This is a genomic window from Nocardia yamanashiensis (assembly GCF_021183565.1).
In the GTDB taxonomy this organism is placed as follows: Bacteria; Actinomycetota; Actinomycetes; order Mycobacteriales; family Mycobacteriaceae; genus Nocardia; species Nocardia yamanashiensis.
In genome coordinates, this window is record NZ_CP089226.1 from 2,161,605 (window position 1) to 2,177,299 (window position 15,695).

15 protein-coding genes and 1 pseudogene are annotated in these 15,695 nt (G+C 66.9%); 10 read left to right on the top strand and 6 right to left on the bottom strand.

Annotation, left to right across the window (positions count from 1 at the left end; all coding sequences use genetic code 11):
• Positions 1-9 precede the first annotated feature (9 nt).
• A pseudogene (locus LTV02_RS10455) lies at positions 10-606 on the bottom strand (DUF4386 family protein); the annotation flags it as partial.
• Positions 607-854: 248 nt separating this feature from the next.
• On the opposite strand from LTV02_RS10455, the gene LTV02_RS10460 reads away from it, so the two are divergent.
• Positions 855-1,460: a hypothetical protein gene (locus tag LTV02_RS10460; RefSeq protein WP_233039802.1), complete on the top strand. Its 606-nt coding sequence runs from the start codon at positions 855-857 to the stop codon at positions 1,458-1,460.
• Positions 1,461-1,472: 12 nt separating this feature from the next.
• Here the strand turns inward: LTV02_RS10460 and LTV02_RS10465 are convergent, their stop codons facing one another.
• Complete coding sequence (locus tag LTV02_RS10465) at positions 1,473-1,958, bottom strand: PaaI family thioesterase (RefSeq protein WP_233039803.1); 486 nt, start codon at positions 1,956-1,958, stop codon at positions 1,473-1,475.
• Positions 1,959-2,022: 64 nt separating this feature from the next.
• On the opposite strand from LTV02_RS10465, the gene LTV02_RS10470 reads away from it, so the two are divergent.
• Both LTV02_RS10470 and LTV02_RS10475 read left to right on the top strand, forming a co-directional pair.
• Positions 2,023-3,369 (top strand): aminotransferase-like domain-containing protein, encoded by a 1,347-nt coding sequence (locus tag LTV02_RS10470; RefSeq protein ID WP_233039804.1) that lies wholly within the window; start codon positions 2,023-2,025, stop codon positions 3,367-3,369.
• A 39-nt stretch (positions 3,370-3,408) separates the two neighbouring features.
• Positions 3,409-4,260 (top strand): CPBP family intramembrane glutamic endopeptidase, encoded by an 852-nt coding sequence (locus LTV02_RS10475; RefSeq protein WP_233039805.1) that lies wholly within the window; start codon positions 3,409-3,411, stop codon positions 4,258-4,260.
• Here the strand turns inward: LTV02_RS10475 and LTV02_RS10480 are convergent.
• Both LTV02_RS10480 and LTV02_RS10485 read right to left on the bottom strand, forming a co-directional pair.
• Positions 4,175-5,641 carry a flavin-containing monooxygenase gene (locus LTV02_RS10480; protein WP_233039806.1) on the bottom strand — a complete coding sequence of 489 codons (1,467 nt, stop codon included), beginning with the start codon at positions 5,639-5,641 and terminating at the stop codon, positions 4,175-4,177. The two genes, LTV02_RS10475 and LTV02_RS10480, sit on opposite strands and share 86 nt — an antisense overlap.
• A gap of 30 nt (positions 5,642-5,671) precedes the next feature.
• A complete protein-coding gene (locus tag LTV02_RS10485; protein WP_233039807.1) occupies positions 5,672-6,580 on the bottom strand; it encodes a LysR family transcriptional regulator in 909 nt (302 codons plus the stop codon).
• 124 nt (positions 6,581-6,704) lie between these two features.
• Here LTV02_RS10485 and LTV02_RS10490 point away from each other — a divergent pair, with 124 nt between their 5' ends.
• From LTV02_RS10490 to LTV02_RS10510, 5 genes are all read left to right on the top strand, one after another.
• Positions 6,705-8,159, top strand: coding sequence for a form I ribulose bisphosphate carboxylase large subunit (locus LTV02_RS10490; protein ID WP_084534656.1), 1,455 nt, complete (start codon positions 6,705-6,707; stop codon positions 8,157-8,159).
• 32 nt (positions 8,160-8,191) lie between these two features.
• On the top strand, positions 8,192-8,614 hold the full coding sequence (locus LTV02_RS10495) for a ribulose bisphosphate carboxylase small subunit (RefSeq protein WP_067708744.1): 423 nt from the start codon (positions 8,192-8,194) through the stop codon (positions 8,612-8,614).
• Positions 8,615-8,640: 26 nt separating this feature from the next.
• Positions 8,641-9,711 carry an AAA family ATPase gene (locus LTV02_RS10500; RefSeq protein WP_233039808.1) on the top strand — a complete coding sequence of 357 codons (1,071 nt, stop codon included), beginning with the start codon at positions 8,641-8,643 and terminating at the stop codon, positions 9,709-9,711.
• A 15-nt stretch (positions 9,712-9,726) separates the two neighbouring features.
• Entirely contained in the window at positions 9,727-10,803 is a 1,077-nt protein-coding gene (locus tag LTV02_RS10505; protein WP_233039809.1) for a class 1 fructose-bisphosphatase, read from the top strand.
• Between the two features lie 61 nt (positions 10,804-10,864).
• Complete coding sequence (locus LTV02_RS10510; RefSeq protein WP_233039810.1) at positions 10,865-11,743, top strand: phosphoribulokinase; 879 nt, start codon at positions 10,865-10,867, stop codon at positions 11,741-11,743.
• Positions 11,744-11,804: 61 nt separating this feature from the next.
• Here LTV02_RS10510 and LTV02_RS10515 read toward each other — a convergent pair whose 3' ends face one another.
• Entirely contained in the window at positions 11,805-12,407 is a 603-nt protein-coding gene (locus LTV02_RS10515) for an HdeD family acid-resistance protein (protein ID WP_233039811.1), read from the bottom strand.
• 85 nt (positions 12,408-12,492) lie between these two features.
• Positions 12,493-13,215 carry a YoaK family protein gene (locus LTV02_RS10520; RefSeq protein WP_233039812.1) on the bottom strand — a complete coding sequence of 241 codons (723 nt, stop codon included), beginning with the start codon at positions 13,213-13,215 and terminating at the stop codon, positions 12,493-12,495.
• A gap of 112 nt (positions 13,216-13,327) precedes the next feature.
• Between LTV02_RS10520 and LTV02_RS10525 the strand changes: the two genes are divergently transcribed.
• Positions 13,328-14,494, top strand: coding sequence for a thiolase family protein (locus LTV02_RS10525; RefSeq protein ID WP_233039813.1), 1,167 nt, complete (start codon positions 13,328-13,330; stop codon positions 14,492-14,494).
• Between the two features lie 64 nt (positions 14,495-14,558).
• Entirely contained in the window at positions 14,559-15,680 is a 1,122-nt protein-coding gene (locus LTV02_RS10530) for a winged helix DNA-binding domain-containing protein (protein ID WP_233039814.1), read from the top strand.
• Positions 15,681-15,695: the final 15 nt, after the last annotated feature.

Genomic DNA, 15,695 nt, shown 5'->3' on the forward strand with positions numbered 1-15,695 from the left:
CGTGCCGGGTACACCCCACGGCGCGGCCACGCCGACCGCGATCGCCGCCGCGGAGAGCACTCCGAGGGCCGCGAACCAGCGCGGAAAGCCACTGCGCGACAACCGGATCGCGACGATTGCGGTCCAGGTGGCGGTCAGCAGGTAGCCCAGCGTCTCGCCGACGAACGAGCCGAGCACGACGTTCACGGTTTCGAAGGCCCGTGCGGCGGTGGATCCGTCACCGTCGGCCAGTGCGGTCTCGGCGATGAACGGGACGAACAACGGCCAGCGCAGCAACCCGACCACCTGAACGGCGGCAGCGGCGACACCGGCCCGGACGCCCCAGCGCATGAGCGGCGAGTCATCGGTCCGGCCGATGGCGATCGCGATGGGGGCCAACAAAAACGCCCCGATCGCCAGGACCCCGAACCAGGCCGTGACCGCGGTCTGGTTCGCCCGGAACAGCGTGAGCACCTCCGCCGTCGGCCGACCGAGGACGTGCGGGTAATCGAATGCCGCCGACAGTCCGGTGAACGCTGCATTGGCGCAGACGACGGCGGCGATGAGCAGGAGCGCGGTGGATATGCGAGAGCTTGCCTTCATATCCACGACGGTAAAACGGATCATGGGTTCCAATCAAGAGCAGTGCTCACATTTTATTGCATCGTTCTCCAGCTGGTAATCTCCCGGGGATGATGAGGACTTCATGGCGAGGGGCAGTGAGTCTGACGGTCGCGGCGGCCTGCGTGACGCTGACGGCATGTGGCGGAAGCGGTTCCGGACCCGGTACATCCACCACCCAGCGAGCGACGACATCGGTTTCAGTACAAGCTGATTCGTCCACGACCAGCCCTGCCGCCACCGCGAGCCCGGCGGTGACGGTCGGCGAGGTGCCCGGCGATCCCAAGGCCGCCGCGGCGCTCAGCCCGTGGGTTCGCGACCTGGTCTCCGGTGATCTCGATCAGCTCGTGCGCAAATGCTGGACCATCGAACCGGGCAACGCGCGCGCCATGTACGCCGACACGCCGGGCATTCTCGATGCGGTCGCCCAGCCCGGCCTCGACGGCCAGTTCGCGGTGATCTGGAAGGGCTCGACCCGGTCGGTCAGCGTCAAACGCAGCGAAATCGCCTCCGGCTACGCCTGTCCGCGCGTCACCCCGATCGGCACCCCGGCGAGTTTCAACGCCGCCGACGCCCGGTACGCCGTCTACCGCTACCTGTCCCGCTGGGTCGGCAAGCCGGTCGACGCCGACGATGTCGAAGGCAAGTATCCGCTGGTGTGCGCCGGTTCGACGCTGTCGAACAATCCCGGAAAGCTCACCGGCACCGTCGGATTCGGTGACATCACCGTCCCGTTCACGAATCCGGACAAGGTCGAGGCGTCGGTCCCGGTCACCAATTCCTCCGGCGTCACGACAACGACCACCTTCACCCTCGATATCGGCTCGGAAGGCTACTGCATCAGCGACATTCGTCCCTGAGCCGCCGCACCGTCAGCGCCCGGCCGACCGTTCACCCCGCAGGGTGGTCACGATGCTCGTCACCGTGGCCACCGTCTTGCCGTCGCCACGGGTGATATCGCACTGGTAATGGGTGATGGTGCGCCCGGAATGCGTCGGATACGCGCTCGCCCGCAAGGTATCCCGCCAGACCGGCCGCACGAACACGGTGCGCAGATCGATGCTGGTGAACGATTCACCGGCCGCGACCACCGTGGAATGCGCCGTGCCGATCGCCGCATCGGCCAATTCGGTGAGCAGCCCGCCGTGCACCGTGCCCTGCTGATTCCCGTGCAGTGCCGGGTCGGTGTCCAGCTCCACCACCGCGCGCCCCGCGTCGATCTCGGTCAATCGGATGCCGAGCAGCCGGGAAATGGCGGTGGGATACCGGAATTGGCAGGTCTGCCCCTCGCTCAGCGTGCCCGCGAGCTGTGCGCGCAGATAGTCGAGGACCGGCAGTTCGGTGGTGGAGAGGGTCATGACCCGGGACGCTAGAGCCGCCGAGGCAGGACGATCAAGAAATTGTCCTAGGTACAGTGCGATCATGCGCACCTACCGGGAGGTCGCCGCGGAACTCGCGGCGCAGATCGCCGACGGCCGATGGGCGCCCGGCCACCGTCTGCCCACGCACCGGCGGCTCGCGGCCGAGTACGGCATCGCGGTCGCGACCGCCACCCGGGTGTACGCGGAGCTCGAGCGCGGCGGGCTGGTCGTGGGCGAGACTGGACGCGGCACGTTCGTCCGCGATCGCTCCTTGCGTTTGAGCTCGGCATCCGAATCGGGCGGGACCGATGGCCGGGAAGGGACCGCGGTCCGCGCCGATCTGGCCTTCACCCAGCCCCTGTCGCCGAGCCGAGCCGATCTGCTGCGCACTGCTTTACGCGAACTCGCCGGCGCCGGGGACCTCGATGCGGTGCTGCGCCAGCAGCCACCGGGCGGACGACCACACGATCGCGAGGTCGTCGCCGACTTCCTCCGTAGCCGCGACATCCCGGCACATGCGACGGAAGTGGTGCTCACCAATGGCGCCCAGCACGCCTTGGATCTCGTTGTGCGCGCGATGTTCTCGCCCGGCGACGTGATCGCGGTGGACGACCTGACCTACCCCGGGTTCAAGTCCCTCGCTCGAGCGCACGGCCTGGAACTCGCCCCGATCCCCACCACGGCGACCGGCCCGGACCTGGCGGCCCTGACCCGACTGTGCGCCCACCGCCCCGTCCGCGCCATCTACACCATGCCGACCCTGCACAACCCGCTCGGCTGGGTGCTGGACGCGAGTCAACGCCGCGAGCTCGTTTCGATTGCCCGCCAACACGATCTGCTCCTCATCGAGGACGCGGCCTATGCCTTCCTCGCCGACCCCGCACCCCGCCCACTCGCCTCCGCCGCACCGGAACGAACCTTCTGGCTCTCCAGCCTCTCCAAGAGCGTCGCGGCGGGCCTGCGCTTCGGCATGCTGGTGATCCCACCCGCGGCGGCCCCCGCCATCGGCCGCACCCTCCGCACCACCATGGCGAGCCCATCCGGCCTGATCTCGGCTGTGGCCGTCCGCTGGCTCGCCGACGGCACCGTCGACTCCCTCGAACACGCCGGATGCCTTGCCGCCGGACACCATCAACGCATCCTGCACCGCGAACTCGGCCACCTGCACCCGATAGCGCACCCGCGCTCCTACTTCGCCTGGCTCCCGATCGACCCGGATCAGCGCATGGACCGCATCGCCGCCGAGCTTTCCCGCCGCGGCATCCGAGTCTGCACCGCCGACCTCTTCGCGACCACACCGCACGTCCCGCACGGGCTCCGCCTCGCCCTGGGTTCGCCCGCCACCGAGGAACTCCCATCGGTGCTCGCCGAAGTCCGCGCGGTCTTCGACACGGTGGAGCCGCGTTGAAACCCGCAGTGAGCAAAGCGCTTTCGGTAGTGTGAACCGGTGAGCGTCGAAGCAACGGCTGCTGCCCCAGCGGAGAACGTCAGATGGCGCACGGCGATCCCGATCGCACTGTACGCGCTGCTGGCTCTCACCTTCAGCGGCCTGCTGGTCGCGGTGCAACCCCATACGGGAATCGACGCCGCGACACTGTCATTGGTCCAGTTCGGCCCCGCACTGGCCGTACCGACCACACTCCTGATCATCGGAACCAGGCGGCGACAAGCACTCCGCGCCTCGCTCCCCGCACCGGTCGCCGGCCGATGGGTGCTCGCGGGCCTGCTGTGCACCCTCGTCGCAGCAGCGATAATCGGAGCAACAGTGGCGATCGCTCTCCTCCTGGACGACCAGCCCCTGTTCGGCCCGCACCCCCTCGGCGGCGCACCCTTCGTGGTCTTCGCCCTGCTACAAGTCCTCGGCGCGCTCGGCGAGGAAACCGGCTGGCGCGGCTTCATGCAACCGATACTGGAATCCCGCTTCAAGCGTCTCGTCGCCGTACTGATCACCGGAACAACCTGGGCCCTCTGGCACGTACAGGCCTACACCCAGGGCCCGGTGGTCGCCCTGTCCTTCTTCACCGCCGCCGTCCTGTTCGCCGCCCTACTCGGCTACCTCGCCAACGGCACAGTGCGCCAGCGCATCCTGATCGCAACCACAGGCCACTGGGCAATCAATGTCGCCCTCGCACTGGCCGTAGGCGACGACACCGCCACCCGCCCACAGGTCACCTACATCACGATCGGCGCGGCAGCCGCCATCCTGCTCGTGCTCATTCCGTGGACCGCCACCGCGAGGCCCGTGCCGCCGACGCCGACCGGCGTTGTTCCCCCACTTCGCGATACCGCGAGGGACTGAAAGTCCCGAAGTACTCCTCCCATACGCTCCCGGTCCGCCTGGCCGGCACACCCATGTCGGTAAGAAGCTCGTCGATGTAATGAATTACGTGCATTCCGAGGTAGTAACCGTCCGATCGTGCCGGATAGGTCGCGGCGAGCCAGGTGTGAACCCGATCGATCTCGGTTCGCATCTCCGGCACGGCCGGCACCGCCAGCTCGCCGCGGAAGTGCTGGGCGAGCCAGTGCGCGGCGATTTCCGAGGTCAGCTGACATGCGGTGGAGGACGAGTAGCCGATGAAGCCGAGGCGCTGTTCGGCCGGCGGCAGGATATGCCGGTACAGGTGAAATCTGCTGTCCGGCAGGATCTCCGAGCGCAGCTCCTGGTCCAGGAAGGGGAATTCCTGACGCCACCCGGTCGCGAAGATCACCACGTCTGCGGGTAGTTCCTCACCATCGGCGAGAATCAGGTGATCCTCGCCGAATGCCGTTTTCGCGCTGCGGCGCAGACCGATTCGGCCACCGCGCGCCAGTTCGTAGAACTCGGGCGCCAAACCCGCGTTCTCCAGGCCGTGCGGCAGCCGTTCGTCGGGGATCATGGGCGCGGGCATGCGCAGGAGCCTGCGGATCAGCAGGCCCATCACCGGCCACAGCACCCAGGCGAGCCATCGCCCCTGAAGGAACCGTTCGAGCCGAGTGCGGCGGTGATAGGGCAGGAACAGTTCGGTGACCCGCCCCAGGAAAGCTTGGTCGGCGGGAGTGCCGTCGGGGAGGTACCGGGGCGCCATCCAATGCGGGGTACGGAACACCAGGGTGCATTGCGCGGCGGTGCGGGCGGCCCAGACCGCACAATCCAGCGCGGATTTGCCCGCGCCGACCACCGCTACCCGCTTACCCGTGATCAGTGCGGGATCGAGGGCCTGACTCGAATGCACCACGACCCCAACGAAGTTCGATGCGCCGGGAAAGTCCGGAACATTGGGCTTGCTGTAGGTCCCGGTAGCTATCACCACGAAATCGCAGCGCAGCTGCTCCCGGCCCACTGTGCCCTGGACCTCGATCTCGAATCCGTCGTCGCGGCGAACGATCCGGGACACCGTGGTGGACAACCGGAGCAGTGGTGCGAGCTCGAACCGGTCCACATACGAATCCAGATACTGCCGGACCTGTTCGGCGGTCGGGAACACCTCCCCGGAATCGCCGTAGGGATGGTCGGAGAAGGCGTAGGTCTCGCGCGAATTATTCGTCCGCAGACCGGGATAGGTCCGCGAAGGAGCCCACACGCCGCCGACCGTCGGCTCCTGCTCCAGGACCGTCACATCGAACCCGTCGTCGCGCATGACTTTCGCGGTCACCAGCCCCGCGATGCCCGCTCCGATGACGACGACCTGCCCACCAGCCATTGCGGAGCCCCCTCCCGACGAATCCCGCCGTCAGCCTAGTTGGGTGCGGGCGCGCCTGTCGGTGCCTTCGAGTTCGAAAGCGTTCTCGCCCACTTCGGCCGGGTTCACGATGTGGGTGAGGAACAGGCGGGCGGCGGGGGTGGGGGTGCGGGTGGTGACGGCGTGCCAGGGGCGGGTGAGGGGGGTGCCTTCGAGGGTGATGACTTCGAGGCGGCCGCTTGCGAGGTCGGTTTCGATGGCGTCGGAGTGGATGAGGGTGATGCCGAGGCCCTCGCGGGCGGCGGCCAGGGCGGCGCCGTGGGTGCCGAGAGTCAGTGTGGGCGGGCGGATTTGGAGACGGTCGAAGAGGGCGAGGGTGGTGTCGCGGGTGCCGGAGCCGGTGCCGCGCAGGAGCCAGGTGGCTTCGAAGGGGTCGGGCCAGCGGTCGGGTGCGCCGACGACGACGAGTTGGCTGGGGCGGCGGGCGCGGGTGACCAGGCCGGTGTCGCGGGGTGGGCGGCCCGCGACGACGAGATCCGTTTCGTGGTGGGTCAATTCGAGGAACAGGACGTCGCGGGGCTGGATGGACAGGCCCAGTTCGATGTCCGGGTAGCGGGTGCGGAAGGACGCCAGCAGGCGCAGCAGGACGTACTCGCCGGCGGTGGCCACCACGCCGATGCGGAGGCGGCCGGTCTCGGCTTCCCGGACCGCGGCGTGCGCCTCCTTCATGAGGCCGAGGATGCTGCGGCAGTAGTCGGCGTACACGCGCCCGGCCTCGGTCAATGCGATGCCGCGACCGGATTTCGCGATCAGTTTGGCGCCCAGCTGTTTTTCGATGTGCGCGACCGCCGCCGATGCCGCGGCTTCGGTGATGTGCAGCTGTGCGGCGGCGCGGCGAATGCTGGAGTGGCGGGCTACGGCGAGGAAAGTTTCCATGCGGACCGCGCTCACCGTACCCATCTTCAGACGGTAGCAAACTCGACTAAAAGGTTGAGGAAGACCAGGAATTATCCAATTGTTTGTGGTTAACGCCGCCGTCATCCTTGGAATCACAAGTGGCCCAACCCGCTTCGCAGGAGGAATGATGGCCGGAGCTGTCGATGACCAGAACGGGCGCGGCCGGTGGGATCCGGGCGTGCAGACGTATGCCTCGATGGGATACTACGCGCCGGACTATCAACCCAAGGACACCGATGTGCTCGCCGTGTTCCGGGTGACGCCGCAGAAGGGCGTGGATCCGGTGGAGGCGTCCGCGGCGGTGGCGGGCGAATCCTCCACGGCCACTTGGACGGTGGTGTGGACCGATCGGCTCACCGCGCACAACCGCTACCAGGGCAAGTGCTACCGGGTGGACGAGGTGCCGGGCCGGCCGGGGGAGTACTTCGCCTATGTGGCATACGATCTCGATCTCTTCGAGGAGGGGTCGATCACCAATCTCACGTCCTCGGTCATCGGCAATGTATTCGGATTCAAACCGTTACAGGCATTGCGGCTGGAGGATATGCGTATTCCCGTGGCATACGTCAAGACCTTTCAGGGTCCGGCGCACGGAATCGTTATGGAACGGGAATATCTCAACAAATACGGCCGCCCGTTCCTGGGCGCCACGGTGAAACCCAAACTGGGTTTGTCTGCGCGTAACTACGGCCGGGTCGTCTACGAAGCCTGCAAGGGCGGACTGGATTTCACCAAGGACGACGAGAACATCAACTCGCAGCCGTTCATGCGCTGGCGGGATCGCTACCTGTTCGCCATGGAGGGCGTGAACCGCGCCATCGCCGAAACCGGTGAGCTGAAGGGGCATTACCTCAATGTCACCGCCGCGGACATGGAGGACATGTACGAGCGCGCCGAGTTCGCCAAGTCCCTGGGCAGCGTCATCATCATGATGGACCTGACGGTCGGCTACACCGCCATGCAGTCCATGGCCAAGTGGGCTCGCCGCAACGGCATGCTGCTGCACCTGCACCGGGCCGGGCATTCCACCTACACCAGGCAGAAGACGCACGGGGTGAGCTTCCGGGTGCTGGCCAAGTGGTGCCGGCTGATCGGCGTGGACCACGTGCACGCGGGCACGGTGGTCGGCAAGCTCGAAGGCGATCCGCACACGGTCAAGGGCTTCTACGACACCCTGCGCGACGGCTACGTTCCGGCCAATCCGCAGAACGGCATCTTCTTCGACCAGGACTGGGCGAGCCTGCCGGGCGTGATGCCGGTGGCCTCGGGCGGTATCCACGCGGGGCAGATGCATCAGCTGCTGGACCTGTTCGGCGACGACGTCATTCTCCAGTTCGGCGGCGGCACCATCGGCCATCCGATGGGGATCGCGGCGGGCGCGGAAGCCAACCGGGTAGCCGCGGAAGCAGTCGTCAAGGGCCGCAACGAAGGTCGCGATCTGCTCAAGGAAGGTCCGGACATGCTGCGGCGCGCCGCCGAGACCTGCCGGCCGCTCCAGGTCGCCCTCGATGTCTGGGGTGACGTCACCTTCGACTACACCTCCACCGACGCCCCCGACGCCGTGCCCACGGCCACCCGCTGACCGCCGCGTCCAGTCAAAGTCAGGAAATCGCCATGCATTTGCGTCAGGGCACCTTCTCGCACCTGCCCGATCTCGACGACACCGAGATCGCCGCCCAGGTCCGCTACGCGCTGCTCAACAACTGGCCGGTGAGCATCGAATACACCGATGATCCGCACCCTCGCAATGTGTACTGGGAGATGTGGGGCCTGCCGCTGTTCGATCTCGACGAACCCGACGGCGTGCTCGCCGAGATCAACGCCTGCCGGGCCACGTTCCCGCACCACTACATTCGCGTGAACGCCTACGACGCCTCCTACGGCCGCCAGACCACGGCGTTGAGCTTCATCGTGCAGCGCCCGGCGAACGAGCCCGGCTTCCGGCTGAATCGATTCGACACCGACGACCGCCGCCAGCATTACGGGTTCCACTCCTATGCCCAGGACGCGCGTCCGGGTGAAAGGTACGGCGGCTGAATGCTTCTCGGAGGCGGAGGTTTATCGTGAGCGCGGAACACCCCGCGGCAACGGACGGCCGCGGACCTGCACCGGGCCGTCCGGCGAGTGGGTTCCAGATGCATCGGCCCGGGGCCACGAGCCTCGCGCCGTTGCGCGGTACGGCCGCCGCGGGTCCCCGATCGGAGGATCCCGAGGCGGCCGGCCACCTGACTCCGCTGCCCGACGACGCGCTGCTCGACCTGTCCACGGATGTGGCGGGCAAGGACGTCGAGGACACCCTGGCCCGGCTCGACGCCGAACTGGTCGGCCTGGCCAATGTGAAGCGCCGGGTGCGGGAGATCGCGGCGCTGCTGCTCATCGACCGCGCCCGCCAGCGTTTCGGGCTGCAGGCCACCCGGCCCACCATGCACATGAGCTTCACCGGCGGTCCCGGCACCGGCAAGACCACGGTGGCGCTGCGCATGGCCGAGATGCTGCACGCCCTGGGCTACATCCGCAAACCCAAGGTGCACACCGTCACTCGTGACGATCTGGTCGGCCAGTTCATCGGCCACACCGCGCCCAAGACCAAGGAAGCCCTCGCCAGAGCCGCCGGGGGCGTCCTGTTCATCGACGAGGCGTACTACCTGTTCCGGCCGGAGAACGAACGTGATTACGGGCAGGAGGTCATCGAGATCCTGTTGCAGGAGATGGAGAACGAGCGCACCAGCCTGGTGGTCATCTTCGCCGGTTATCCGGACCGGATGGAGACGTTCTTCTCCGCCAATCCGGGCCTGTCGTCGCGGGTCGCGCACCATATCGAGTTCCCCGACTACACCCACGGCGAGCTACTGGCGATCGCCGAGCTCATGGTGCGGCAGGAGAACTTCCACTTCGATCCGGCGGCGGCGCAGGCGTTCTCGCAGTACCTGGAATTGCGCATGACCAGGCCGCGTTTCGCCAATGCCCGCAGCGTCCGCAACGCACTGGACCGCTGCCGCCTGCGCCAGGCCAAGCGCCTGGTCGAACTCCATCGGCCGGTGAGCCGAACCGATCTGATCACCCTGACGGACAGCGACGTCTACGGCAGCAGTGTGTTCGCCGATGCCCCCGCGGACGAGGGGGCTTCCGGATGAGGAAATGAGCAGGGTATGCCCGAAGGATTGAAGACCCTCACCCGCTACACCATCGAGCAGGAGCATCGGCATCCCGGATCCTCCGGAGAGTTCTCCGCGCTGCTGAACGTGCTCGCCACCGCGACCAAGATCATCGCCAATCAGGTGACCAGGGGCGCGATCGTGGGGTCGCTCGGCGCCTCGGAAGCGGGGAATCTGCCGATCACGGTGCACCGCAAGATGGATGCCATCGCGCACGACATCATGGTGGCCGAATCGCAGTGGACGGGGTTGCTGTGCGCGCTGGTCTCCGAGCAGCTCGCCGGCTTTCACGCGGTGCCGGGCGAGTACCGGCGCGGTAAATACCTGCTCACCTTCGATCCGCTGGACGGTTCCAGCAATATCGACGTGAATCTGCCCGTCGGAACGATTTTCAGTGTGCTGCGCGCGCCCGAGGACAATGGCGAACCGAGCGCGGTGGACTTCCTGCAGCCGGGCGTGCGGCAGGTGTGCGCGGGCTTCACCCTGTACGGGCCCGCGACCATGCTGGTGCTCACCACCGGTAATGGCGTGGACGGGTTCACCCTGGACCGGGAGGTGGGCGCGTTCGTGCTCACCCATCCGCGCATGCGAATCCCGGAGGACACTTCGGGATTCGCCATCAATGCCGCCAACGAACGCTTCTGGGAGCGCCCGGTGCGGCGCTATGTGCACGAATGCCTGGAGGGCGTGGACGGTCCGCGCGGGCGGGATTTCAATATGCGCTGGGTGGCCTCGCTGGTCGCCGATACCTTCCACATCCTCACCCGCGGCGGGCTGTACATGTACCCGCGCGATACCCGGCATCCGGCGCGTCCGGGCCGGGTCTCGCTGCTGTACGGTGCCAATCCGATCGCCTTCGTGGTGGAACAGGCCGGGGGAGCGGCCATTACCGGGCACGAGCGGGTGCTGGACGTGCAGCCCGAGGAACTGCATCAGCGGATCCCGTTCATCTTCGGCTCCCGCAACGAGGTCGAGCGCATCGAGCGCTATCACCGCCAGCCGGACGAGGGCCCGAGTTTCGACGCCTCGCTGTTCGGTTCGCGATCGCTGTTCCGTTCGGCGGGGCACTGAAGTTCGGGGACACAGAGTTCGCGGTTCGCCAGAACCGTTGTCCGGCAATCGAGGAGGTGCCATGTCGGTCAAACATCCCGTGGTCGCGATCACCGGGTCGTCCGGTGCGGGGACGACCAGCGTCACGCGGACCTTCCAGGAGATATTCCGCCGCGAGGGAATCAATGCGGCCATCGTGGAAGGGGATTCGTTCCATCGCTACGACCGCAACGAGATGAAATTGGCCATGGCCGAGGCCGAACAGCAACGCAACCTGACCTTCTCGCATTTCGGGCCGGAGGCGAATCTGCTGGGCGAACTCGAAACCTTGTTCCGCGATTACGGGGAGACCGGGGTGGGGGCGGTACGCAAATACCTGCACGATGACGATGAAGCCAAACCGTACGGGCAGCCGGCGGGCACGTTCACCCCGTGGGAGGAATTGTCGCCCGGTTCGGATCTGCTCTTCTACGAGGGCCTGCACGGGGCGGCGACCAGCGGCGATATCGATGTGGCGCGGCATGCCGATCTACTGGTGGGGGTGGTGCCGATCGTGAATCTGGAATGGATTCAGAAGGTGCACCGCGACCGCAACGAACGCGGGTACGACGACGAGGCCATCATCGACACCATCCTGCGGCGCATGCCCGACTACGTGAAGCATATCTGTCCGCAGTTCTCGCGGACCTACGTGAACTTCCAGCGGGTGCCGACCGTGGACACCTCCAATCCCTTTACCGCGCGCACCATTCCGACCGCCGATGAGAGTTTCGTGGTGATCCGCTTCGCCGATCCGAAGGTGATCGACTTCCCGTATCTGCTGTCGATGCTGCACGATTCGTTCATGTCGCGGCCCAATTCCATCGTGGTGCCGGGCGGGAAAATGGACCTGGCCATGCAGCTGATCTTCACGCCGCTGATCCTGCGGCTGATGGACAAGCGACCGAAGCGCTTGCGCTGAAACGTGAAACCGGCGGCCGTCCCGTAGTGGGTCGACCGCCGGTGGCTGGATCGGGAAACGCTCAGAGCGCCTTCGGGACATTCTTGGTGTTGCTCTTGACCTGGAACGCGCTGACGATCTCCATGATGCCCAGGAAGATCAGCCACCAGCCCGCCACCAGGGTCAGGGTCAGGATCGAGGTGAACGGCACCGCGATCAGCCAGCCGCCACCGATGATCAGCACGATGCCGAAGAAGATGGCCCAGCCGCGCCCCGGCATGCCGTCCGCCGACAGGCCGACGATCAGCGAGGACACGCCGCGGAAGATCCAGCTGATGCCGATCCAGATGGCAAGCAGCAGAACGGCGGTCGCCTCGCCCTGATCCCGCCAGTCGTGGAAGCACAGGAAACCCAGGATCAGCGACAGGATCGCGCTGACGAACGCCAGAATCCGCATGCCGGCGCTGATGTGCGTGCCGAACGCGGCGATGAGCCCGAAAACACCGGACACGATCAGGTAGATGCCGAAGAGGATGCCCGCGACGAGCAGGGTCTTGCCCGGCCACGCGAGAATCAGGATGCCCAGCACCACCGAGAGGATGCCGGTGACCAATATCGACTGCCAGGCGCTGCGGGCCAGGGCATGCACCGGCCCTTCCGTAACTTCCTCTTTGCTGGTTGTCATGTTCGTCAGACTAAGCCGACGTCAGACTGTATTGCGGTTTATTTGCCAGGTGTTGCGCGCCTGTGATCACCGACGCAATTCACCCTCATTCGACCTCCACCGCCTCGCGCTTGATCTGCCGCTTCACCCAGCGGATATCCGCACGCCAGGTATAGGCCGCGACCAGGGCCGATCCCAATGCCGCCGCGCCGAGCATGTCGTCACCGGCGACCACCAGACTGACCAGGCCGCCGAAAAGCGCGCCGAGTGCGAACGAGAAATATTGCAGGGCGTATCCCGCCCAATCGCGGGCCGTGCCGCCGCCGACCAGATGGCGTTCCACGCCCTGCGCCAGCTTCACCAGCGTGCCCGTCACGTAACTCACCGGAATGGAAACCTCGCCGTTCTTCACGAACGAGGTGTTCAGGGCGCCCATTCCGAAGGCCACCAGCAGGATCGGCGCGAGACCGATGCTCTTCTCGCCCAGGGTGATATCCACGATCGACGCCGCGATCAATGCCGTGGTGGTCAGCACGGTCGCGCCGTGCGGGTGGTTGGTCCACCAGTACCGGCGGCACAGCGACGCCACGAAAACGCCCATCAGGAAGCACAGGATGATGGTGGCCGCGCCGAGGGCCAGGGTGTGGTCGCCGGTGAAATTGCCGATGATGGCGCGTTCGGTATTGCCGGTCATGAAGGTGACGAAATAGCCGATCGAATGCACATACGCGGCGGCGCCGATATAGCCCGCGAGCACCGACAACACCGCGGACAGCCGCATTTCCAGGTCCCAGAAGGGAGTGCTCGAATCATCCTTGGCCGGATTCATGGCAACAGGCTAGCAACCTCGACATGAGCGGAAGCTGAGCGCTGACGTGCGGTACAGTGCTGATGTTAACCGGAATTCTCATCCGGTCGCAGGGAACGAACAAGGAGTTGCCATGACCTCCGCCGTCATCGTCGACGTCGTACGCACCCCGTCGGGTAAAGGGAAATCCGGTGGTGGACTGTCGGAAGTGCACCCCGCGACGCTGCTCTCCGGCGTGCTGTCGGCGCTGGTCGAGCGCACCGGGATCGATCCGGCCATGGTCGATGATGTGATCGGCGGTTGTGTCACGCAGAGCGGTGAGCAAGCGTTCAACATCTCACGAACCGCGGTGCTGGCCGCCGGTTTCCCGGAGGCCGTGCCCGCCACCACCGTCGACCGGCAGTGCGGATCCTCGCAGCAGGCGGCGCATTTCGCGGCGCAGGGCGTGATCGCGGGCGCCTACGACGTGGCCATCGCGTGCGGCGTGGAGTCCATGTCGCGGGTGCCGATGTTCTCCAACGCGCAGGGCAAGGACGCCAATCGCGGGCCGATCGCGCACCGCTACCCGAACGGGCTTGTGCAGCAGGGCATCTCGGCGGAGGTGATCGCGGCGCGCTGGAAGTTCGACCGGGCCGCGCTGGACGAGTTCGCGGCGCGCTCGCATCGGCTGGCGGCCGAGACCGCGGCGGCCGGCGGTTTCGACAACGAGCTGGTGGCCGCGGGCACGCTGACCGCGGACGAGACCATTCGGCCGACGACCACCGTGGAGGGGCTGGCCGGACTGCGACCGGCGTTCGAGGACGCCGAGTTCAAGGCCCGGTTCCCGGAGATCGAATGGTCCATCACGCCGGGCAATTCGTCGCCGCTCACCGACGGCGCGTCGGCGGCGCTGATCATGAGCGAGGAGAAGGCGGCGGCGCTGGGGTTGAAGCCCCGGGCGCGCTTCCACTCCTTCGCGGTGACCGGTGACGATCCGCTGCTCATGCTGACCGCGGTGATCCCGGCGACCCGCAAGGTGCTGGCGCGGGCCGGGCTGAGCATCGACGAGATCGACGCCTACGAAGTGAACGAGGCGTTCGCGCCGGTGCCACTGGTGTGGGCGCGCGAGGTTGGCGCCGATCCGGCGAAGCTGAATCCGCGCGGCGGGGGGATCGCGCTCGGGCATCCGCTGGGAGCTTCGGGGACGCGCATTCTGGCGACCATGGTCAATCACCTGGAGCAGACCGGCGGGCGGTACGGGCTGATGACCATGTGCGAGGCGGGCGGGCTGGCCAACGCCACCGTCATCGAACGCCTCTGAGATATTCGCGCCGATTCCCGGGGCTGTCGGTGTCCGGTCGTAAGGTGGGCACCGACGGAACGGCGTGGGTATCGGAGGCGTGGTGCGGGTTTCGTGGGATCAGGTGTTCGCCTGGCGGATGCGGCGGCAGTTCGTCGATCCGCGCGACGGCGATGATGCCGTGACGATCGCGCGCCGGTTGTGCGGGGTGCAGGCGCAGGTCACCTCCGCTGCGGAAACCGCTGTGGCGCTGCGCCGTTCGAGCGGTGAACCGGGTGCGGTAGTCGCGGCATTGAACGAAGGCCGCCTGATCAAGACTTGGGCCATGCGCGGCACATTGCACGCGCTCACCCCGGATCTCGCGCCGAGCGTGCTCTCGGTGATGGCCTCGGCGCGCACCTGGGAGAAGCCCGCCTGGACCAAGGTTTCGGGGGCGACGCCGGAGGATGTGGCGGCGCTGGTCGCGGCGGTGCGGGAGATTCTGGACGGCGCGGTGCTCACCCGCGACGAGCTGGTGTCCGCCATCCTGACCGAGCCCCGGTTCCATCCGATGGAGGAGCATCTGCGGTCCGGCTGGGGTTCGATGCTCAAGCCGCTGGCCTGGCAGGGGGCGTTGTGCCACGGTCCGGCCCAGGGCACCTCGGTCACCTTCGCCAGTCCGGCGCAGCTGATACCCGGCTGGTCCGGGATTCCGGATCCCGACGCCGCCGCGCCCGCGGTCATCGCCGCCTATCTCGGCGCGTACGGGCCGTCCACTCCGGAGACCTTCAACGCCTGGATGTTCCGGGGATTCCTGTCGAAGAAGACTGTGCGCCGGTGGTTCTCGGATCTCGGGGACCGGCTGACCGAGGTGGACGTGGAAGGCCGGTCGGGGTTCGTGCTCACCGAGCACGCCGCGGAATTGGCCGCGACGAAACCCGCGCACTCGGTGCGATTGCTCGGCCCGTTCGATCAGTACGTGCTGGGCCCGGGAACCAATGACACGGTGCTGCTACCGGGTGACCATCGAGCCAAGGTCAGTCGGGCGGCGGGCTGGATCTCGCCGCTGGTGCTGGTCGACGGCCGGATCACCGGCACCTGGGACAGCGATGGCGACGACATCGTGGTGTCCATGTTCGACGGGCTGCCGATCCCGGATCTCGACGGGGAAGCCGAGCACGTGGCCCGGGCGCTCGGGCGGGCGAAACTAGCCATCCGGAACGATTGACCGGCCGCCGATCTC